General features: G+C 55.4%; 28 protein-coding genes and 1 pseudogene. All 29 read left to right on the top strand.

Features of this window, described 5'->3' with window-relative positions; all coding sequences use genetic code 11:
• The first annotated feature begins 28 nt into the window (after nt 1–28).
• The 29 genes and pseudogenes from tuf (at nt 29) to IT893_RS12160 (ending at nt 17,030) form a co-directional block, all read left to right on the top strand.
• Nucleotides 29–1,220: pseudogene (gene tuf / locus IT893_RS12300) on the top strand (elongation factor Tu).
• A gap of 120 nt (nt 1,221–1,340) precedes the next feature.
• Nucleotides 1,341–1,649 (top strand): 30S ribosomal protein S10, encoded by a 309-nt coding sequence (gene rpsJ / locus IT893_RS12295; protein ID WP_008892173.1) that lies wholly within the window; start codon nt 1,341–1,343, stop codon nt 1,647–1,649.
• A gap of 16 nt (nt 1,650–1,665) precedes the next feature.
• Nucleotides 1,666–2,382: a 50S ribosomal protein L3 gene (gene rplC / locus IT893_RS12290; RefSeq protein ID WP_008892174.1), complete on the top strand. Its 717-nt coding sequence runs from the start codon at nt 1,666–1,668 to the stop codon at nt 2,380–2,382.
• A 5-nt stretch (nt 2,383–2,387) separates the two neighbouring features.
• Nucleotides 2,388–3,008, top strand: a complete 621-nt coding sequence (rplD, locus tag IT893_RS12285) for a 50S ribosomal protein L4 (protein WP_008892175.1) — start codon at nt 2,388–2,390, stop codon at nt 3,006–3,008.
• On the top strand, nt 3,005–3,307 hold the full coding sequence (locus tag IT893_RS12280; RefSeq protein ID WP_008892176.1) for a 50S ribosomal protein L23: 303 nt from the start codon (nt 3,005–3,007) through the stop codon (nt 3,305–3,307). The genes rplD and IT893_RS12280 overlap by 4 nt, the downstream gene beginning before the upstream one ends.
• Nucleotides 3,308–3,311: 4 nt before the next feature.
• Nucleotides 3,312–4,139 (top strand): 50S ribosomal protein L2, encoded by an 828-nt coding sequence (gene rplB / locus IT893_RS12275; RefSeq protein WP_008892177.1) that lies wholly within the window; start codon nt 3,312–3,314, stop codon nt 4,137–4,139.
• Between the two features lie 16 nt (nt 4,140–4,155).
• Complete coding sequence (rpsS, locus tag IT893_RS12270; protein WP_008892178.1) at nt 4,156–4,434, top strand: 30S ribosomal protein S19; 279 nt, start codon at nt 4,156–4,158, stop codon at nt 4,432–4,434.
• Between the two features lie 2 nt (nt 4,435–4,436).
• Entirely contained in the window at nt 4,437–4,817 is a 381-nt protein-coding gene (gene rplV / locus IT893_RS12265; RefSeq protein ID WP_008892179.1) for a 50S ribosomal protein L22, read from the top strand.
• Complete coding sequence (gene rpsC / locus IT893_RS12260; RefSeq protein ID WP_008892180.1) at nt 4,817–5,503, top strand: 30S ribosomal protein S3; 687 nt, start codon at nt 4,817–4,819, stop codon at nt 5,501–5,503. Before rplV ends, rpsC begins: the two co-directional genes overlap by 1 nt.
• 12 nt (nt 5,504–5,515) lie before the next feature.
• A complete protein-coding gene (gene rplP / locus IT893_RS12255; RefSeq protein WP_063087034.1) occupies nt 5,516–5,935 on the top strand; it encodes a 50S ribosomal protein L16 in 420 nt (139 codons plus the stop codon).
• Between the two features lie 6 nt (nt 5,936–5,941).
• Nucleotides 5,942–6,142, top strand: a complete 201-nt coding sequence (gene rpmC / locus IT893_RS12250; protein ID WP_008892182.1) for a 50S ribosomal protein L29 — start codon at nt 5,942–5,944, stop codon at nt 6,140–6,142.
• Between the two features lie 26 nt (nt 6,143–6,168).
• On the top strand, nt 6,169–6,402 hold the full coding sequence (gene rpsQ, locus IT893_RS12245; RefSeq protein ID WP_008892183.1) for a 30S ribosomal protein S17: 234 nt from the start codon (nt 6,169–6,171) through the stop codon (nt 6,400–6,402).
• Nucleotides 6,403–6,436: 34 nt separating this feature from the next.
• Nucleotides 6,437–6,805 (top strand): 50S ribosomal protein L14, encoded by a 369-nt coding sequence (gene rplN / locus IT893_RS12240; RefSeq protein WP_008892184.1) that lies wholly within the window; start codon nt 6,437–6,439, stop codon nt 6,803–6,805.
• Nucleotides 6,805–7,122: a 50S ribosomal protein L24 gene (rplX, locus tag IT893_RS12235; protein ID WP_008892185.1), complete on the top strand. Its 318-nt coding sequence runs from the start codon at nt 6,805–6,807 to the stop codon at nt 7,120–7,122. The genes rplN and rplX overlap by 1 nt, the downstream gene beginning before the upstream one ends.
• Nucleotides 7,123–7,133: 11 nt before the next feature.
• Nucleotides 7,134–7,673, top strand: a complete 540-nt coding sequence (rplE, locus tag IT893_RS12230; RefSeq protein WP_008892186.1) for a 50S ribosomal protein L5 — start codon at nt 7,134–7,136, stop codon at nt 7,671–7,673.
• A 13-nt stretch (nt 7,674–7,686) separates the two neighbouring features.
• Nucleotides 7,687–7,992, top strand: coding sequence for a 30S ribosomal protein S14 (rpsN, locus tag IT893_RS12225; RefSeq protein ID WP_008892187.1), 306 nt, complete (start codon nt 7,687–7,689; stop codon nt 7,990–7,992).
• 12 nt (nt 7,993–8,004) lie between these two features.
• Complete coding sequence (rpsH, locus tag IT893_RS12220; RefSeq protein WP_008892188.1) at nt 8,005–8,403, top strand: 30S ribosomal protein S8; 399 nt, start codon at nt 8,005–8,007, stop codon at nt 8,401–8,403.
• A 12-nt stretch (nt 8,404–8,415) separates the two neighbouring features.
• Nucleotides 8,416–8,949, top strand: a complete 534-nt coding sequence (rplF, locus tag IT893_RS12215) for a 50S ribosomal protein L6 (protein WP_008892189.1) — start codon at nt 8,416–8,418, stop codon at nt 8,947–8,949.
• Nucleotides 8,950–8,960: 11 nt separating this feature from the next.
• Nucleotides 8,961–9,314, top strand: coding sequence for a 50S ribosomal protein L18 (rplR, locus tag IT893_RS12210; RefSeq protein ID WP_008892190.1), 354 nt, complete (start codon nt 8,961–8,963; stop codon nt 9,312–9,314).
• A gap of 11 nt (nt 9,315–9,325) precedes the next feature.
• On the top strand, nt 9,326–9,901 hold the full coding sequence (gene rpsE, locus IT893_RS12205; protein WP_008892191.1) for a 30S ribosomal protein S5: 576 nt from the start codon (nt 9,326–9,328) through the stop codon (nt 9,899–9,901).
• Nucleotides 9,902–9,907: 6 nt separating this feature from the next.
• On the top strand, nt 9,908–10,102 hold the full coding sequence (rpmD, locus tag IT893_RS12200) for a 50S ribosomal protein L30 (RefSeq protein WP_007091489.1): 195 nt from the start codon (nt 9,908–9,910) through the stop codon (nt 10,100–10,102).
• Nucleotides 10,103–10,131: 29 nt separating this feature from the next.
• Nucleotides 10,132–10,617: a 50S ribosomal protein L15 gene (gene rplO, locus IT893_RS12195; RefSeq protein WP_008892192.1), complete on the top strand. Its 486-nt coding sequence runs from the start codon at nt 10,132–10,134 to the stop codon at nt 10,615–10,617.
• A gap of 80 nt (nt 10,618–10,697) precedes the next feature.
• Nucleotides 10,698–12,044 carry a preprotein translocase subunit SecY gene (secY, locus tag IT893_RS12190; RefSeq protein ID WP_120225141.1) on the top strand — a complete coding sequence of 449 codons (1,347 nt, stop codon included), beginning with the start codon at nt 10,698–10,700 and terminating at the stop codon, nt 12,042–12,044.
• Nucleotides 12,045–12,074: 30 nt separating this feature from the next.
• Nucleotides 12,075–12,719, top strand: a complete 645-nt coding sequence (locus tag IT893_RS12185) for an adenylate kinase (RefSeq protein ID WP_008892194.1) — start codon at nt 12,075–12,077, stop codon at nt 12,717–12,719.
• Between the two features lie 119 nt (nt 12,720–12,838).
• On the top strand, nt 12,839–13,207 hold the full coding sequence (rpsM, locus tag IT893_RS12180; protein ID WP_008892195.1) for a 30S ribosomal protein S13: 369 nt from the start codon (nt 12,839–12,841) through the stop codon (nt 13,205–13,207).
• A gap of 15 nt (nt 13,208–13,222) precedes the next feature.
• Nucleotides 13,223–13,615, top strand: coding sequence for a 30S ribosomal protein S11 (gene rpsK / locus IT893_RS12175; protein WP_008892196.1), 393 nt, complete (start codon nt 13,223–13,225; stop codon nt 13,613–13,615).
• A 123-nt stretch (nt 13,616–13,738) separates the two neighbouring features.
• Nucleotides 13,739–14,755, top strand: coding sequence for a DNA-directed RNA polymerase subunit alpha (locus IT893_RS12170; RefSeq protein WP_008892197.1), 1,017 nt, complete (start codon nt 13,739–13,741; stop codon nt 14,753–14,755).
• Between the two features lie 197 nt (nt 14,756–14,952).
• Nucleotides 14,953–15,384: a 50S ribosomal protein L17 gene (gene rplQ, locus IT893_RS12165; RefSeq protein ID WP_197145339.1), complete on the top strand. Its 432-nt coding sequence runs from the start codon at nt 14,953–14,955 to the stop codon at nt 15,382–15,384.
• 188 nt (nt 15,385–15,572) lie between these two features.
• Complete coding sequence (locus tag IT893_RS12160; RefSeq protein ID WP_197145338.1) at nt 15,573–17,030, top strand: DegQ family serine endoprotease; 1,458 nt, start codon at nt 15,573–15,575, stop codon at nt 17,028–17,030.
• Nucleotide 17,031: the final 1 nt, after the last annotated feature.

The raw sequence follows: 17,031 nt of genomic DNA, 5'->3' as shown, positions 1-17,031 counted from the left end.
GGGCCAGCTAGAATAAACGGAGTTAGAAATGGCTAAAGAAAAGTTTGAGCGTACAAAACCGCACGTTAACGTTGGCACTATCGGCCACGTTGACCACGGTAAAACCACGCTGACCGCAGCAATCACCAAAGTTCTGGCAGAAGCCGGTGGCGCTTCGTTCCAGGACTACAGCATGATCGACAAAGCACCGGAAGAGAAAGCTCGTGGTATCACGATCTCGACCGCGCACGTTGAGTATGAGACCGAGAACCGTCACTACGCACACGTCGACTGCCCGGGCCACGCTGACTATGTTAAAAACATGATCACTGGTGCGGCACAGATGGACGGCGGTATCCTCGTCGTTTCGGCTGCTGATGGCCCGATGCCGCAGACCGTGAGCACATCCTGCTCGCACGTCAGGTTGGTGTTCAGGTTTCCGCTCTCGTTGTCTTCATGAACAAAGTTGACCAGGTCGACGACGAAGAGCTTCTCGAGCTCGTCGAAATGGAAATCCGTGAACTTCTGTCGTCCTACGACTTCCCGGGCGACGATATTCCGATCGTCAAGGGCTCTGCTCTTGCTGCTCTGGAAGGTCGCGATGATGAAATCGGCAAAAACGCTATCCTCGAACTGATGAAAGCGGTTGACGACTACATCCCGGCTCCTGAGCGTCCGAAAGACAAGCCGTTCCTGATGCCGATCGAAGACGTATTCTCGATCTCGGGTCGTGGTACGGTTGGACCGGTCGTGTGAAACGGCGTGTTAAAGTTGGCGAAGAGATTGAAATCGTCGGCATTAAAGACACCGTTAAAACCACCGTTACCGGCGTTGAAATGTTCCGCAAGCTGCTCGACCAGGGCGAAGCTGGCGACAACATTGGCGCGCTGCTGCGTGGTACCAAACGTGAAGACGTCGAACGTGGCCAGGTTCTGGCACACGTTGGCTCGATCACCCCGCACACCAAATTCGAAGCAGAAGCCTACATCCTGACCAAGGATGAAGGTGGCCGTCATACGCCGTTCTTCTCGAACTACCGTCCGCAGTTCTACTTCCGTACGACTGACGTAACCGGTTCGATCGAGCTGCCGGCTGGCACCGAAATGGTTATGCCGGGCGACAACGTTCAGATGACCGCAACTCTCATTGCACCGATCGCAATGGACGAAGGTCTGCGTTTCGCAATCCGTGAAGGCGGTCGTACCGTCGGCGCGGGCGTTGTTGCCAAGATCATCGAATAATTTTTTCTCTTGATCTTTGTGGAGCGGGCGGCTATGTAAGCCGCCCGCAACACTTTTGCGGCAATCGTCAACTCCAGTTGAGGGGCCGGTGTCCTTTTGAGGGCTCCGGTACATAATTACATGGATAGTCAGAACATTCGCATTCGCCTGAAGGCGTTTGACCATCGCGTGCTGGATCAGTCCACGCGTGAGATCGTCAATACGGCGAAGCGCACTGGCGCAGAGGTCCGCGGCCCGATTCCGCTGCCGACCCGCATTGAAAAGTACACTGTTCTGCGGTCTCCGCACGTGAACAAAAAGTCACGCGAACAGCTTGAAATCCGTACGCACAAGCGTCTTCTCGACATTGTCGACCCGACCCCGCAAACCGTCGATGCTCTTATGAAGCTCGACCTTGCGTCCGGTGTCGATGTCGAGATCAAACTTTAATCGGGAGTAAGCCGCAATGCGTAGTGGACTTATTACCCAGAAGGTCGGTATGACCCGCGTCTTCAACGACGACGGTTCCCACCTTCCTGTAACCGTTCTGAAGGTCGAAGATCTTCAGGTTGTCGCCAACCGTACCAACGACACCGACGGCTACGTCGCTGTTCAGCTTGGTTATGGCAAAGCGAAAGTGAAAAACGTATCCAAGCCGATGCGTGGCCACTTCGCCAAAGCCAAGGTTGAGCCGAAAGCCAAACTTGCTGAATTCCGCGTGAGCGAAGATGGCCTGATCGAAGTTGGTGCAGAACTTGCTGCAACCCATTTCGTCGAAGGCCAATACGTTGACGTAATCGGCACGTCCATCGGTAAAGGTTTTGCCGGTGCGATGAAGCGTCACAACTTCGGTGGTCTGCGTGCGTCGCACGGTGTGTCTGTATCGCACCGTTCGCATGGTTCCACCGGTCAGTGCCAGGACCCGGGCCGCGTCTTCAAAGGTAAGAAGATGGCTGGTCACCTCGGTGCCGCACGTGTAACCGTTCAGTCCCTTAAAGTCGTGTCTTCGGACGCCGACAAAGGCCTGATCCTGGTGCATGGTGCCGTTCCGGGTCACAAGGGTGCCTATGTCCTTGTCAAGGATGCCGTGAAGCGTGCTGCACCGGAAGGTCTGCCGTTCCCGGCCGCGCTCAAGGGTGCTGCCCCGGCCGCTGAAGAAGCTGTCGCCGAGGATAAGGAATAAGCATCATGAAGCTCGACATTCTCAAACTTGACGCTTCCAAGTCCGGTAAGATTGATCTTGCAGAAGACATCTTTGGTCTGGAAGTACGTCGTGACGTCCTGCACCGCATGGTGAACTGGCAGCTGGCAAAACGCCGTGCCGGTACCCACAAGGTAAAGGAAAAGTCCGAAGTTTCCGCAACCACGAAAAAATTCGTGCGTCAGAAGGGTAGTGGCGGTGCACGTCACGGTTCCCGTAAAGCCGCACAGTTCCGTGGTGGTGGTACCGTGCACGGTCCGCGCGTTCGCGACCACGCACACGATCTGACCAAGAAGTTCCGTAAACTCGCGCTGAAAACCGCTCTGTCGGCCAAGGCAAAAGACGGTAAGCTTATCGTTCTTGATAATGCGGAATTCTCGGACGCCAAAACCAAGAATCTGGTCGCAGTTTTCAATAAACTCGGCTGGAAGTCTGCACTGATCATCGACGGTGCGCAGGTCAACGAAGGTTTTGCACGCGCAGCGCGCAACATCCCGCAGGTTGATGTGCTCCCGCAGATTGGTGCTAACGTCTATGACATCCTGCGCCGTGACACCCTGGTGCTGACCAAGGGTGCGGTCGAAGCGTTGGAGGCACGTCTCAAATGACGATCATCAGCAAAGAGCGGATGTACGAAGTCATCCGCGCCCCGCATATCACTGAAAAGTCGACGCTGATTTCTGAACACAACGCAGTTGCGTTCAAAGTTGCGATCGACGCCACCAAGCCGGAGATTAAGGCTGCTGTGGAAGGTCTGTTCGGGGTGAAGGTCAAGGCGGTCAATACCTCTGTGGTAAAAGGAAAGACCAAGCGTTTTCGCGGTATTTCCGGTCGTCGGAGCGATTTCAAGAAAGCGATGGTGACCCTCGAAGAGGGCCAGTCCATCGATGTGACTACGGGAATCTAAGACAATGGCTTTGAAGAAGTTTAAACCAACCTCTCCTGGTCGCCGTCAGCTGGTTCTCGTGGATCGTTCTGATCTCCACAAGGGCAAGCCGATCAAAGCGTTGACCGAAGGTCTTCGCAAGAAAGGTGGCCGTAACAACACTGGTCGTATCACCGCCCGCCGTATTGGTGGTGGTCACAAACGTCGTTACCGTCTCATCGACTTCAAACGTACCAAGTTTGACGTCGTCGGTACCGTCGAGCGTTTGGAATATGATCCGAACCGTACCGCGTTTATCGCACTGGTTCGCTATTCCGACGACGAGCTGGCCTACATCCTCGCACCGCAGCGTCTCGCTGTCGGCGACAACGTTGTTGCCGCTGAACGCGTAGACATTAAGCCGGGTAACGCCGCACCGCTGAAGAATATTCCGGTCGGTACCATTGTCCATAACGTCGAACTGAAAGCCGGTAAAGGTGGTCAGGTCGCACGTTCAGCAGGCTCGTATGTACAGCTTGTTGGTAAGGACCAGGGTTACGCCCAGCTTAAGCTGTCCTCCGGTGAGGTACGTTTGGTTCGTGGTGAATGCATGGCTACCATCGGTGCCGTGTCCAACCCGGACCATCAGAACTCGAACCTTGGTAAAGCCGGCCGTAATCGCTGGCTTGGCAAGCGTCCTTCGGTTCGTGGCGTTGCCATGAACCCGATCGATCACCCGCATGGTGGTGGTGAAGGTCGTACGTCGGGTGGTCGTCACCCGGTTACGCCGTGGGGCAAGCCTACCAAGGGCAAACGTACCCGCTCGAACAAAAAGACCGACGCGCTCATCATGCGCCGTCGTCACAAGAGCTAACGGAGGAGGCTAGACTATGGCGCGTTCCGTTTGGAAGGGTCCGTTTGTTGACGGATACCTTCTTAAGAAAGCCGATACTGTCCGTGCCTCAGGCCGGAATGAGGTAATTAAGACCTGGTCGCGGCGTTCGACGATTCTGCCGCAATTCGTAGGCCTCACCTTTGGGGTTTACAATGGCCAGAAATTCCTGCCGGTGCTCGTGACCGAAGATATGATTGGTCACAAGTTCGGTGAATTCTCGCCGACCCGTACCTACTATGGTCACGCGGCCGACAAAAAGGCGAAGAGGAAGTAACGATGGGTAAGAAAGCTGACATCCGTCGGCTGGCGGATAACGAGGCCGCGGCTTCGCTCCGGGCAGTACGCATTTCCCCGCGTAAGCTCAACCTCGTCGCCGAGTCGATTCGTGGTATGAAGGCAGAAGCTGCTTTGGCAGAACTGACCTTCTCCAATAAACGCATTTCGCAGGACGTCAAAAAGCTGCTGGAATCGGCAATTGCTAATGCCGAAAACAACCATCAGCTCGATGTTGACCGTCTCTATATTAAAGAGGCATCTGTTGGTAAGGCCTTCGTAATGAAGCGCTGGCGCGCCCGTGCACGCGGTCGTGTTGGCAAAATCATTAAGCCGTTCTCCAACATGCGCATCGTCGTTTGCGAACGTGAGGAGGCCGAGTAATGGGTCAGAAAATTAATCCGATCGGTCTGCGCGTTGGCATTAACCGTACCTGGGATTCCCGCTGGTACGCCAACAAGGCCGATTTCGCTGGTCTTCTTCACGAAGATCTCGCGATCCGCAATTTCATCTTCGACCGTCTGAAACAGGCGGGTGTATCGAAGGTGATTATCGAACGTCCGGCGAAGAAAGCCCGCATTTCGATCCACACCGCTCGTCCGGGCGTTGTGATCGGGAAAAAAGGCCAGGACATCGAGAAGCTCAAGAACGATCTGCAGAAACTGGCAAATGCCGAAGTGCAGGTTAACATCATCGAGATCCGCAAGCCGGAACTCGATGCCAAGCTGGTCGCTGACAACATCGCCCAGCAGCTTGAGCGCCGTGTTTCGTTCCGTCGCGCTATGAAGCGCTCGGTTCAGAACGCAATGCGTCTCGGTGCCGGTGGCATTCGTATTAATGCTGCTGGTCGTCTTGGTGGCGCAGAAATCGCCCGTACCGAATGGTACCGTGAAGGTCGCGTTCCGCTGCATACCCTGCGTGCGGACGTTGATTATGGCACTTCGGAAGCACACACCACCTACGGTGTTTGCGGTCTGAAGGTCTGGATCTTCAAGGGCGAAATCATGGCACATGATCCGTTGGCTTCTGAGCGTCGCGCTCTCGAGTCGGCTGGTTCCGGTCGTAAGTAAGGAGATCCTGATATGCTTTCTCCGAAACGTACAAAGTTCCGTAAAGCCCACAAAGGCCGCCTCAAAGGGGAAGCCAAAGGGGGTACTGAACTTAATTTCGGCGCTTATGGCTTGAAAGCCATGGAGCCGGAGCGTATAACGGCGCGTCAGATCGAAGCGGCTCGCCGCGCGATCACCCGCCACATGCGCCGTCAAGGCCGTGTGTGGATTCGCGTTTTCCCGGATCTCCCGGTCTCGCAGAAGCCTGCCGAAGTCCGTCAGGGTAAAGGTAAAGGCTCGCCTGAATATTGGGCGGCACGCGTTAAACCGGGTCGGATCATGTTTGAACTCGACGGTGTTCCGTTGGATCTTGCACGCCGGGCTTTCGAGCTGGCGTCGGCAAAACTGCCGATCAAGACCAAGTTTGTCACCCGTCTTGGTGAAGGGGAGTAATTAGTGATGAAAATTGCTGATCTCCGCGCTAAAAGCGCTGACGAACTGAAGCAGCTGCTTCTGGACCTGCGTAAGGAATCGTTCAATATGCGTTTCCAGCAGGCTTCGGGGCAGTTCGAGAACACTGCGCGGGTCCGCCAGGTCCGTCGTGATATTGCCCGCATTAAAACCCTTCTCGGTAACGAGAAGGGTGCAACCGCGGCCTAACTGGACACGCAGAGGAGTAGACACACATGCCGAGGCGTGTATTGCAGGGGACAGTCGTTTCGACCAAAAACGACAAGACCGTGGTGGTCCGAGTGGAGCGCCAGGTCATGCACCCGCTGTATAAAAAGTACGTGCGTAAGTCGAAGAAATTCCACGCGCACGATGAAGAGAACCGCTTCAAAACGGGTGACGTTGTTCGCATTCGCGAATGCAAACCGATCTCGAAGTTGAAGTCTTGGGAAGTAGTGGTCGAGGAGTGAGTCCTCAGCCCAATCATAGTCAAGGGGTAAACCCATGATCCAGATGCAGTCCAATCTGGACGTCGCCGACAACAGCGGCGCTCGCCGCGTCCAGTGCATCAAGGTGCTGGGCGGCTCGAAGCGCAAAACCGCCAACGTTGGTGATGTTATCGTGGTTTCCGTCAAGGAAGCCATTCCGCGCGGTCGCGTAAAGAAGGGTGCAGTTCACAAAGCTGTCATCGTTCGCACCGCAAAGGAAATTCGTCGTGCCGATGGCTCGGCGATCCGCTTTGACCGCAACGCTGCCGTTCTCATTAATGCGAACGGCGAGCCGATCGGCACGCGTATTTTTGGCCCGGTAACCCGTGAACTTCGTTCTAAAGGTTACATGAAGATCATTTCGCTCGCTCCGGAGGTGCTGTAATGGCTGCCAAGATTAAAAAGGGCGATCGCGTCGTTGTTCTGACGGGTAAAGACAAAGGGAAAACCGGCGAAGTTCTCGCCGCTTTCCCGACCGAGAACAAAGTTCTGGTTTCGGGCATTAACCTGGTGAAACGTCACCAGCGCCCGACCGGTGCTGATGCTGGTGGCATCGTCGAAAAGGAAGCAAAAATTGCTGTTTCCAACGTCGCGATTGTTGACCCGAAAGAAAACAAGCCGACCCGCGTCGGTTTCAAGACCCTCGATGATGGTCGCAAGGTTCGCGTAGCGAAGCTCAGCGGCGAAGTCATCGACAACTGAGGGACGGAAAAATGACGCGCCTGCGCGAACATTACAAAGAAGTGGTGCGTGACGCACTCCAGAAGGAGTTCTCCTACGAGAACACCATGGAGATTCCGCGCCTCGAGAAAATCGTGATCAACATGGGTGTCGGCGACGCCACCCAGGATCGTAAGAAGCTGGAAGGTGCTGCTGCGGATCTCGCTGCTATCACCGGTCAGAAGCCTGTCTTCACCAAGGCGAAAAAGTCCGTTGCGGCTTTCAAGCTGCGTGAAGGTATGAACATCGGTTGTAAAGTGACCTTGCGTCGCGACCGTATGTTTGAGTTCTTGGACCGCCTGGTCACCATCGCGCTGCCGCGCGTTCGTGACTTCCGCGGCCTGAACAAAAAATCTTTCGATGGTCGTGGCAACTTTGCCATGGGCTTGAAAGAACAGTTCGTCTTTCCTGAGGTAGAGTACGACAAAGTCGACTCTGTTCGCGGGATGGATATCATCATTTGTACCACGGCTAAGTCCGACGATGAAGCTCTCGCCCTTCTTAAGGGCTTTGATCTTCCGTTCGGAAACTAACGGAGGTTGGCCCATGGCCAAGAAAAGCGCTGTAGAGCGTGAACTCAAACGTGAACGCCTGGCAAAAAAATATGCTGCCAAGCGTGCCGCCCTTAAAGCGGTTATCGCAAATCGCGAGACGACCCCTGAGGATCGTATCGTTGCTGTGATGAAACTCGCCCAGCTGCCGCGTAACTCGGCTCGTATCCGTCAGCGTATTCGCTGCCAGATCACCGGTCGTCCGCGTGGTGTCTATCGCAAATTCCGCCTGTCCCGTATCGCGCTTCGTGAACTTGCTTCACGTGGTCAGATCCCGGGCATGGTGAAGTCGAGCTGGTAAGGAGGACATCACATGTCGATGACTGATCCAGTCGGTGATATGCTCACGCGTATCCGTAACGGCCAGCGCGTTGGTAAATCCAGCGTCGTTTCGCCGGCTTCGAAACTGCGTACCGGTGTGCTGGATGTTCTCCAGCGCGAAGGTTATATCCGCGGTTACAATGTTAATGAAATTCGCAAGGGCGTCAGCGAAATCACCATCGAACTCAAATATTTTGAGGGTGATGGCGTGATTAAGCAGATCGACCGCGTCTCGACCCCGGGTCGTCGTGTATATTCGAAGATCAAAGATCTTCCGAAGGTATATAACGGTCTGGGCATCGCAGTCCTGTCCACTCCGCGAGGGGTTCTATCGGATCAGGAGGCTCGCGAGCAGAATGTCGGCGGCGAAATCCTCTGCAAGGTATTCTAAGGAGGGCCAACGATGTCGCGAGTAGGAAAAAACCCGGTGGTCGTGCCTAACGGCGTTACCATCACCTTGACCGAAGAGCAGATCAGCGCAAAAGGCAAGCTCGGTGAGCTTAACCTGGCTTTGACCTCGGACGTATCCGTCACTCAGGAAGATAACCAGATCTTCGTGAAACCTAAAAACGATAGCAAGCGCGCACGTGCCCTTTGGGGTACCACCCGTGCCAATATCGCGAACCTCGTTACCGGGGTTTCGGAAGGGTTCACCAAGAAACTGGAAATCACCGGTGTTGGTTACCGTGCGCAGGTTCAGGGCAAAAACCTGGTTCTGCAGCTTGGCTTCTCACATGACGTAGAAATGGAGATCCCTGCGGGTCTTAACGTCGTTGCTGAAAAGCCGACCCTCGTCGCCATTTCTGGCGCAGATAAACAACTCGTTGGTCAGTTCGCTGCGAATGCACGCGGCTGGCGCGGTCCGGAGCCTTACAAAGGCAAGGGTGTCCGCTACGAAGGCGAGTATATCTTGCGCAAAGAAGGCAAGAAGAAGTAAGGACAGGCACGATGAAAAACGTGAGAAGCCTATTCGAACGCCGCAAGCGTCGCGTTCGTTTTGCGATCCGCCAGAAAGCGGCCGGTCGCCCGCGCCTCAGCGTGCACCGTTCGAACGCCCACATCTATGCTCAGATCATCGACGACGTCAAAGGCACCACCCTGGTGGCTGCCTCGACGATGGAGAAAGATCTGAAGGCGAAAGGCAGCAATGCCGACGCCGCTGCTCTGGTTGGCAAGGCAATTGCCGAGCGCGCAGTCAAAGCTGGTGTGAAAACGGTCGTTTTCGATCGTGGCGGGTATCTGTTCCATGGCCGGGTGAAAGCTCTGGCCGATGCCGCCCGTGAGGGCGGTCTGGACTTCTAAGGAGCACGACCATGGCACGTAACCAGAATCAACAGCAGCAGGCGCCGAAAGCCCGTGAAGAAAACGAACTCGTCGACAAGCTGGTTGGTATCAACCGCGTCGCGAAAGTCGTTAAGGGCGGCCGTCGCTTTGCTTTCTCCGCAATGGTAGTTGTCGGTGACCAGCGCGGTCGCGTCGGATACGGCACGGGTAAAGCCCGTGAAGTTCCAGAAGCGATCCGTAAGGCCACCGAAGCTGCTAAACGTAACATGATCCGCGTTCCGCTGCGTGAAGGCCGTACCCTTCACCATGATACGCAGGGCCATTTCGGCGCAGGCAAGGTTATCCTTCGCTCCGCTCCGGCTGGTACCGGTATCATCGCAGGCGGTGCGATGCGTGCGGTTTTCGAAACCATGGGCGTTCAGGACGTTGTGTCCAAATGCACCGGTTCGAACAACCCGCACAACGTGATCCGCGCAACCCTTGACGCTCTGGTCAACGGTGCTTCCCCGCGTCAGGTCGCTGCTAAGCGTGGCCTGAAAGTCGGTGACGTCGTTGCCCGTCGCGATAGCGGTTCGGCTGCTGCCGCCGTTCTCGAAAAGGAGTAATTCGATATGGCTGCTAAGAAAAAAGCGACCGTACGCGTTACCCAGACGGGTTCGCCGATCGGACGTCCGGCTGATCAGCGCCAGACCCTCGTTGGTCTTGGCCTGAACAAACTGCACCGGACTCGTGAGCTGGAAGATACTCCGGCTGTTCGCGGTATGATCGCAAAGGTCAAACACCTCGTCCGTGTGGACGAGGCTTGATTGACCCCAGATCGAAAAGGTGTTGAACGATGAAACTCAACGAACTCGCCGATAACCCGGGTGCCCGCAAGGCGCGCACCCGCGTCGGTCGCGGCATCGGTTCGGGCAAAGGCAAAACTTCTGGCGCAGGTCAGAAGGGTCAGAAGTCCCGTTCGGGTGTAGCCATCAATGGCTTCGAAGGTGGGCAGATGCCTATCTATCGCCGTCTTCCGAAACGCGGCTTCAAAAACCCGTTCAAGAAACAGTTCGGCGTTGTGAACCTTGGTACCCTTCAGACTGCCGTTGATAACGGCGTTCTTGAAGAAGGTGCAAATGTCACCGTCGCTGTTCTTGCGGAAAAAGGTCTGGCTCGTCCGCAGAAAGACGGTCTGCGTCTTCTTGCCAAAGGCGAACTGAAAGCGAAACTGAACATCGAAATCTCCGGTGCTTCCAAAGCAGCTGTCGAAGCTGTCGAGAAAGCTGGTGGTTCGGTCAAGGTTCTTGCTCCGGTCGCTGCTGCAGAATCCGCAGAATAAGCCTAAATTGACTTCGAGAGGGTCCGGTTCCAGTACACGGGACCGGACCCTCCAGTTTATGTGTATTGGGAGATGAGTGCATGGCATCGGCCGCCGAGCAGCTTGCCGCGAACCTGAATTGGTCCGCTTTTTCAAAGTCAACCGAGCTTAAAAAGCGTATCTGGTTCACTTTGGGCGCGCTTATTGTTTACCGTCTTGGAACCTATATTCCGGTTCCTGGTGTCGACCCGTCTATTCTTGCTGACATTTTCCGTCAGAATGCGGGTGGCGTTCTGGGCATGTTTGACATGTTCGCCGGTGGTGCGCTGGGTCGTATGACGATCTTCGCGCTGAATATCATGCCGTACATCTCGGCCTCGATTATTATTCAGTTGATGACGACTGTTTCGCCAACGCTTGAGCAACTCAAGAAGGAAGGCGAGCAGGGTCGTAAAAAGATTAATCAATATACCCGCTATCTGACGGTGCTGATTGCAACGGTGCAGGCATGGGGCATTGCTGTTGGTCTTGAAAGCATGACCGGCTCTTCGGGTGCTGCTGTTCCGGATCCGGGCATGTTCTTCCGCATTACCGCTGTGATCACCCTTGTCGGTGGCACCATGTTCCTGATGTGGCTTGGTGAACAGATCACCCAGCGCGGCATTGGTAACGGTATTTCGCTGATCATCTTTGCCGGTATTGTTGCCGGCCTGCCAAGCGCGATTGCAGGTACCCTTGAACTGGGTCGTACCGGTGCGATCTCTGCACTGGTTATCGTTGCAATCATCGTTCTGGCAATTGCGGTTATCGCTTTCATCGTCTTTGTTGAACGTGCGCAGCGCCGCGTTCTGATCCAGTACCCGAAACGCCAGGTCGGCATGAAGGTTATGGAAGGTCAGAGCTCGCACCTGCCGCTCAAGATCAACACTGCCGGTGTTATTCCGCCGATCTTCGCAAGCTCGCTGCTGCTGATGCCGCTGTCGGTTGCCCAGTTCACCACCGGTGTTGATGCCCCGGCCTGGTTGACGACTGCAACGGCACTGCTTGGCCGTGGTCAGCCGCTTTATATTGCGCTTTATATCGGTTTGATCGTCTTCTTTGCCTTCTTCTACACCGCGGTTGTCTTCAACCCGGAAGATACGGCAGACAACCTGAAGAAACATGGTGGCTTTATTCCGGGCATTCGTCCGGGTAAAAATACAGCCAACTATCTGGATTTCATTCTGACCCGTCTGACGGTGATCGGTGCAGCGTATCTCGCATTCGTCTGTATCCTGCCGGAACTGCTGATCGCGGAATGGTCTGTTCCCTTCTACTTTGGTGGGACTAGCCTCCTGATCGTTGTCACGGTAACCATGGATACCGTTGCGCAGATTCAGTCTCATATGCTGGCTCATCAGTATGAAGGCCTGATCAAGAAATCCAAACTGCGTGGTCGCCGCCGCTAACAAGCGACCACCGCATTCAGGGGGAAGACGATGAATATTATCCTTCTTGGCCCTCCCGGCGCAGGGAAAGGTACCCAGGCCAAGCGTCTTGAAACAGGACGCGGCATGATCCAGCTCTCGACGGGCGACATGCTCCGCGCGGCGGTTGCTGCTGGCACGGAACTGGGGCAGAAGGCAAAGGAAGTCATGGATGCGGGCCAGCTCGTATCCGACGATCTGATGATCGGTCTGATTTCCGAACGACTTGACCAGGATGATACCAAGGGTGGTTTCATTCTGGACGGGTTCCCACGCACGACCGCCCAGGCAGAAGCCCTGGACGAGATGCTGGAATCCAAGGGACTGGCACTTGATTATGTGATTGAACTGCGTGTTGACGATGCAGCACTGGTGGCCCGTATTGTTGGCCGCTATACCTGTGCGAAATGCGGGCAGGGCTATCACGACGAGTTCCAGAAACCTGCCAAGGAAGGTGTCTGTGACGTATGTGGCAGCACCGAATTTAAACGCCGTGCGGACGACAATGCCGAGACGGTCACTTCGCGACTGGAAGCTTATCACAAGCAGACAGCACCGATCATTCCTTACTATGAAAAGGTCGGTAAGCTGAAAACAGTTGACGGGATGGCTGAAATCGACCAAGTTACGCGCGAGATTGAAGCCATCCTGGGGTAATTTCCCGGGCAGGGCGTTTTTTTGCTGGCGGGTTGGCAGTAATGCTGGCCCGCTTTTGCAGCGTCCTACCCTACCGGATCTGCCCCTGGGTTTGTTAACAGGAAACAGGAGTTCACATAGTGGCTCGTATTGCTGGCGTAAACATCCCGACCGCTAAGCGTGTCGTGATTGCGCTTACCTACATCACCGGTATTGGCCCGGCTAAAGCCAAAGAAATTTGCGCAAAGGTTGGCATCGAATCCGCAACCCGCGTTCATCAGCTTTCTGATGACCAGGTTCTGAAGGTTCGTGAAGTCATCGACGCTGATTACACCGTCGAAGGCGACCTCCGTCGTGAAACCGCAATGAACATTAAACGTCTGATGGACCTGGGCAGCTATCGCGGCCTGCGTCATCGTCGCGGTCTCCCGGTACGCGGTCAGCGTACCCACACCAACGCTCGCACCCGTAAGGGCCCGGCTAAGCCGATTGCTGGCAAGAAGAAGTAAGGTAGGGGAACGACAATGGCGAAGACTCCTCAGACTCGCGTGCGTCGCCGCGAGCGCAAGAACATTACGAACGGTATCGCGCACGTAAACGCGACCTTCAACAACACCATGATCACCATCACCGACGTACAGGGAAATACCATTTCCTGGTCGACAGCTGGTGGTATGGGTTTCCGCGGTTCGCGTAAATCGACTCCGTATGCTGCACAGATGGCTGCCGAAGACGCAGGTAAAAAAGCTGCTGAACACGGTATGAAAACCCTCGAAGTACAGGTTAAAGGCCCGGGTTCGGGACGTGAATCTGCACTGCGTGCGCTTCAGGCTGTCGGTTTCACCATTACGTCGATCAAAGACGTAACGCCGATTCCGCACAACGGTTGCCGTCCGCGTAAACGTCGTCGCGTCTAATCGCGTCGATCCTTGCGGACGACCCCGCGTTTGGGCCCGGGATGACCGGGCCTCTTCGCGTTTCTCGTGGGGGCAAGTTTATTGCCCTCCTTTCCATAGGCTCCAGTTGCGAAGGTGGGTCTCGTGATTCAAAAGAACTGGCAGGAACTGATTAAGCCGACGAAGCTTGATGTTACTCCGGGTACTGATGCCAGCCGTATTGGTACGATCGTGGCAGAACCGCTGGAGCGCGGTTTTGGTCAGACTCTGGGTAACGCGCTGCGTCGCATTCTGCTGTCGTCGCTCCAGGGTTCGGCAGTTACTGCGATCCAGATCGATGGTGTATTGCACGAATTTTCGTCGATCCCGGGTGTGCGTGAAGATGTCACCGACATCATCCTGAACATCAAGACCATGGGCGTGCGCATGCATGCTGAAGGTCCGAAGAAAATGGCTCTGAAGGCGACTGGCCCTGGTGCCGTCACCGCAGGTCAGATCGAAACCGGTGCGGATATCGAAATCCTTAACCCGGATCTCGAGCTTTGCCATCTTGACGATGGTGCTACGCTCAACATCGAATTCACCGTTGATAACGGTAAAGGCTATGTTGCAGCCAGCTCGCACAGCTCGTCGGACGCGCCGATTGGTCTTATTCCGATCGATGCGATCTTCAGCCCGATCCGTAAAGTGGCCTACAAGGTGGAAAACACCCGTGTTGGTCAGGATACCGACTTTGACAAGCTGTCGCTGACCGTTGAAACCAACGGTGCACTGACCCCGGAAGATTCGGTTGCACTTGCTGCCCGTATCCTTCAGGACCAGCTGTCGCTGTTCGTCAACTTCGAAGAGCCGGAAGCGGTTGTCGAAGAGAAGAAAGAAGACGAACTGCCGTTCAACCGTAACCTTCTGCGTAAGGTTGACGAGCTTGAGCTGTCGGTACGTTCGGCTAACTGCCTGAAGAACGACAACATCATCTATATCGGTGATCTTGTTCAGAAGACCGAAGCAGAAATGCTCCGTACGCCGAACTTCGGCCGTAAGTCGCTGAACGAAATCAAGGATGTTCTGGCTCAGATGGGTCTGCATCTTGGTATGGAAGTCGGCGGTTGGCCGCCGGAAAACATCGAAGAACTTGCGCGCAAGTTCGAAGATCCGTTCTAAGAACGGGTCTTCGGCCTTCGGGCCGAGATCGGAACATTCGTGTTCCAAACCGGGGACCCCAGTTGTTTGGGCATCCGGCGGGCTTGTTGCCCACACCGCACGTGCATAACCTGGCCTTTGTGTAAAAGTGATCAGGGTGGCGGGGCGGTTTTACAATCGGTTTCGTGAGCGAAGCCAGGCTATTAAGGAGAGTTACCATGCGTCACGGTATGCAAGGCCGTAAGCTTAATCGTACTTCGTCCCATCGTAAGGCGATGTTTGCCAACATGGCAGTTTCGCTGCTCACCCACGAGCAGATCAAAACCACTCTTCCGAAGGCCAAGGATCTTCGCCCGTATGTCGAAAAACTGATTACGCTGGGCAAGCGGGGCGACCTGCATGCACGCCGTCAGGCCATTTCGATCCTGCGTGATGACAAAGTCGTTGCCAAGCTGTTCGGCGAAATCGCTGACCGCTACAAAGAGCGCGCTGGTGGTTACACCCGTGTTCTCAAGGCCGGCTTCCGTTATGGCGATGCGGCTCCGGTTGCTGTGATTGAACTTGTCGATCGCAACGTCGAAGCAAAAGGCGCGGAAGACCGTGCTCGCCTCGAAGCAGAGGGCGAAGGCGAAGAAGCAGCTGCTGAATAAGCAACGCTTCGGCCTTTAAGAAACAGAAACGGGTGATGCCATCTGGTGTCGCCCGTTTTCTTTTTTCTAAATGACATAAAGTTCATATTTCCGACAAGGTTGCGCGTCAGGTCTAGTTTCCCTAATTGATGACAAGTCTTTGTCGGTCACAGGACCGCGAACAAGCAAACCAACAGAGAGAGTGTGACGTGCAGGCAAGATGGATTTCAAAGATTGTCGCCTTTGCCATAATCGGCCTCGCGACGATTTCCAGCACAGGCAATCTGGCCCATGCCCAAAGCGATGAAGCCACCCTGGACCGGCGTTTGCCGTCAAGCCAGGCGGACATCAAGATGTCGCTTTCGCCATTGGTCAAACAAACCGCCCCGGCGGTTGTCAACATCTACACCAAGAAGGTCGTCGAACAACGCCAGCGCACGCCGTTCTTCAATGACCCGTTCTTCAAGCAGTTCTTTGGTGATCGTTTCGGCGGTGCTTTTGGCGCCCCGCGCCAGCGTGTTGAACGTTCGCTCGGTTCCGGTGTGATTGTTTCGGGCAATGGCACGGTGGTCACCAACCATCACGTGATTGATGGCGCCAGCGAGATCCGCGTCGTCTTGCATGACAACCGCGAATTTGATGCCGATCTGGTCGGCTCGGACGAACGCACCGATCTTGCCGTCCTCAAACTGCGCGATGTTGATAACGAACTGCCGGCCATTCCGTTTGGCGACTCTGATGCGGTTGAGGTCGGCGACCTTGTTCTGGCCATCGGCAACCCGTTTGGTGTCGGACAAACCGTTACCAGTGGCATCGTCTCGGCGCTGGCGCGTGCCGGTGTCACCGGGCAGGATTATCAATCCTTCATTCAGACCGATGCGGCGATCAACCCGGGGAATTCCGGTGGAGCATTGGTCGATATTGATGGCAACCTGATCGGGGTGAACTCGGCGATCTTTACCAAGTCCGGCGGTTCGAACGGCATCGGCTTTGCGGTTCCGGCCAATATGGTCAAGGTGGTGATGCGCGGTCTGATCAGTGGCGATCTGCGTCGCCCGTGGCTGGGTGCGGCCGGGCAGTCGGTGACGGCCGATCTGGCGGCCTCGCTTGAATTGGATCGTCCGCATGGTGTCCTGATCAACAAGGTTCGCGCCGGAAGCCCGGCTGAACGCGGCGGCCTGCAATCGGGTGACGTTGTCATCGCGGTCAATGGTTTGGCGGTCGATAACCCGAACGAGCTTAAATTCCGTATCGCAACGCTTGAGCTGAATGGCGAGGCAAAGCTGTCAGTCCTGCGACGCGGGGCCGAAACCGTCCTTGCCATGCCGTTGGAAGTCGCACCGGAAATTCCCGCTCGCGACGAAAGCATCATTGATGGCCGCAATCCGTTCAGCGGCACCAAAATCGCTAACATGAACCCGGCACTGGCCGATGAACTGGGCATCGATACGCTTAGCGAAGGTGTGATGATCCTGGCTGTTGCCCGCGATAGCCTCGCACGCCGCACGCGTCTTCAGGCCGGTGATTATATTGTCGAGGTCAATGGACAGCCGATTGATACGGTCGCGCGCTTCAAGGAAGTCGTCCGGGCCGGCGAACGCAGCCGGGACTGGAAGATTTCCGTCAAACGCGATGGCAAAGTCCTGACCGGTGATTTCACCCTGTAAC

The organism is Thalassospira sp. A40-3, from assembly GCF_015871485.1.
GTDB lineage: Bacteria > Pseudomonadota > Alphaproteobacteria > Rhodospirillales > Thalassospiraceae > Thalassospira > Thalassospira tepidiphila.
The sequence above is the reverse complement of the archived record's forward strand: the minus strand, read 5'-3'. Positions and strand labels throughout refer to the sequence as shown.

Bases quoted from the DNA above. Each gene is read 5' to 3' on its own strand.
- rpmC (WP_008892182.1), top strand. From the start codon at position 5,942: ATGAAAATTGCTGATCTCCGCGCTAAAAGCGCTGACGAACTGAAGCAG.
- rplV (WP_008892179.1), top strand. From the start codon at position 4,437: ATGGGTAAGAAAGCTGACATCCGTCGGCTGGCGGATAACGAGGCCGCG.
- rplQ (WP_197145339.1), top strand. From the start codon at position 14,953: ATGCGTCACGGTATGCAAGGCCGTAAGCTTAATCGTACTTCGTCCCAT.
- rpsC (WP_008892180.1), top strand. From the start codon at position 4,817: ATGGGTCAGAAAATTAATCCGATCGGTCTGCGCGTTGGCATTAACCGT.
- rplB (WP_008892177.1), top strand. From the start codon at position 3,312: ATGGCTTTGAAGAAGTTTAAACCAACCTCTCCTGGTCGCCGTCAGCTG.
- IT893_RS12280 (WP_008892176.1), top strand. From the start codon at position 3,005: ATGACGATCATCAGCAAAGAGCGGATGTACGAAGTCATCCGCGCCCCG.
- rpsE (WP_008892191.1), top strand. From the start codon at position 9,326: ATGGCACGTAACCAGAATCAACAGCAGCAGGCGCCGAAAGCCCGTGAA.
- rplE (WP_008892186.1), top strand. From the start codon at position 7,134: ATGACGCGCCTGCGCGAACATTACAAAGAAGTGGTGCGTGACGCACTC.
- rplR (WP_008892190.1), top strand. From the start codon at position 8,961: ATGAAAAACGTGAGAAGCCTATTCGAACGCCGCAAGCGTCGCGTTCGT.
- rplP (WP_063087034.1), top strand. From the start codon at position 5,516: ATGCTTTCTCCGAAACGTACAAAGTTCCGTAAAGCCCACAAAGGCCGC.
- rplX (WP_008892185.1), top strand. From the start codon at position 6,805: ATGGCTGCCAAGATTAAAAAGGGCGATCGCGTCGTTGTTCTGACGGGT.
- rplD (WP_008892175.1), top strand. From the start codon at position 2,388: ATGAAGCTCGACATTCTCAAACTTGACGCTTCCAAGTCCGGTAAGATT.
- rpsN (WP_008892187.1), top strand. From the start codon at position 7,687: ATGGCCAAGAAAAGCGCTGTAGAGCGTGAACTCAAACGTGAACGCCTG.
- rpmD (WP_007091489.1), top strand. From the start codon at position 9,908: ATGGCTGCTAAGAAAAAAGCGACCGTACGCGTTACCCAGACGGGTTCG.
- rplO (WP_008892192.1), top strand. From the start codon at position 10,132: ATGAAACTCAACGAACTCGCCGATAACCCGGGTGCCCGCAAGGCGCGC.
- rplC (WP_008892174.1), top strand. From the start codon at position 1,666: ATGCGTAGTGGACTTATTACCCAGAAGGTCGGTATGACCCGCGTCTTC.
- rplF (WP_008892189.1), top strand. From the start codon at position 8,416: ATGTCGCGAGTAGGAAAAAACCCGGTGGTCGTGCCTAACGGCGTTACC.
- rpsH (WP_008892188.1), top strand. From the start codon at position 8,005: ATGTCGATGACTGATCCAGTCGGTGATATGCTCACGCGTATCCGTAAC.
- rpsQ (WP_008892183.1), top strand. From the start codon at position 6,169: ATGCCGAGGCGTGTATTGCAGGGGACAGTCGTTTCGACCAAAAACGAC.
- rpsJ (WP_008892173.1), top strand. From the start codon at position 1,341: ATGGATAGTCAGAACATTCGCATTCGCCTGAAGGCGTTTGACCATCGC.
- rpsK (WP_008892196.1), top strand. From the start codon at position 13,223: ATGGCGAAGACTCCTCAGACTCGCGTGCGTCGCCGCGAGCGCAAGAAC.
- IT893_RS12185 (WP_008892194.1), top strand. From the start codon at position 12,075: ATGAATATTATCCTTCTTGGCCCTCCCGGCGCAGGGAAAGGTACCCAG.
- secY (WP_120225141.1), top strand. From the start codon at position 10,698: ATGGCATCGGCCGCCGAGCAGCTTGCCGCGAACCTGAATTGGTCCGCT.
- rpsS (WP_008892178.1), top strand. From the start codon at position 4,156: ATGGCGCGTTCCGTTTGGAAGGGTCCGTTTGTTGACGGATACCTTCTT.
- rplN (WP_008892184.1), top strand. From the start codon at position 6,437: ATGATCCAGATGCAGTCCAATCTGGACGTCGCCGACAACAGCGGCGCT.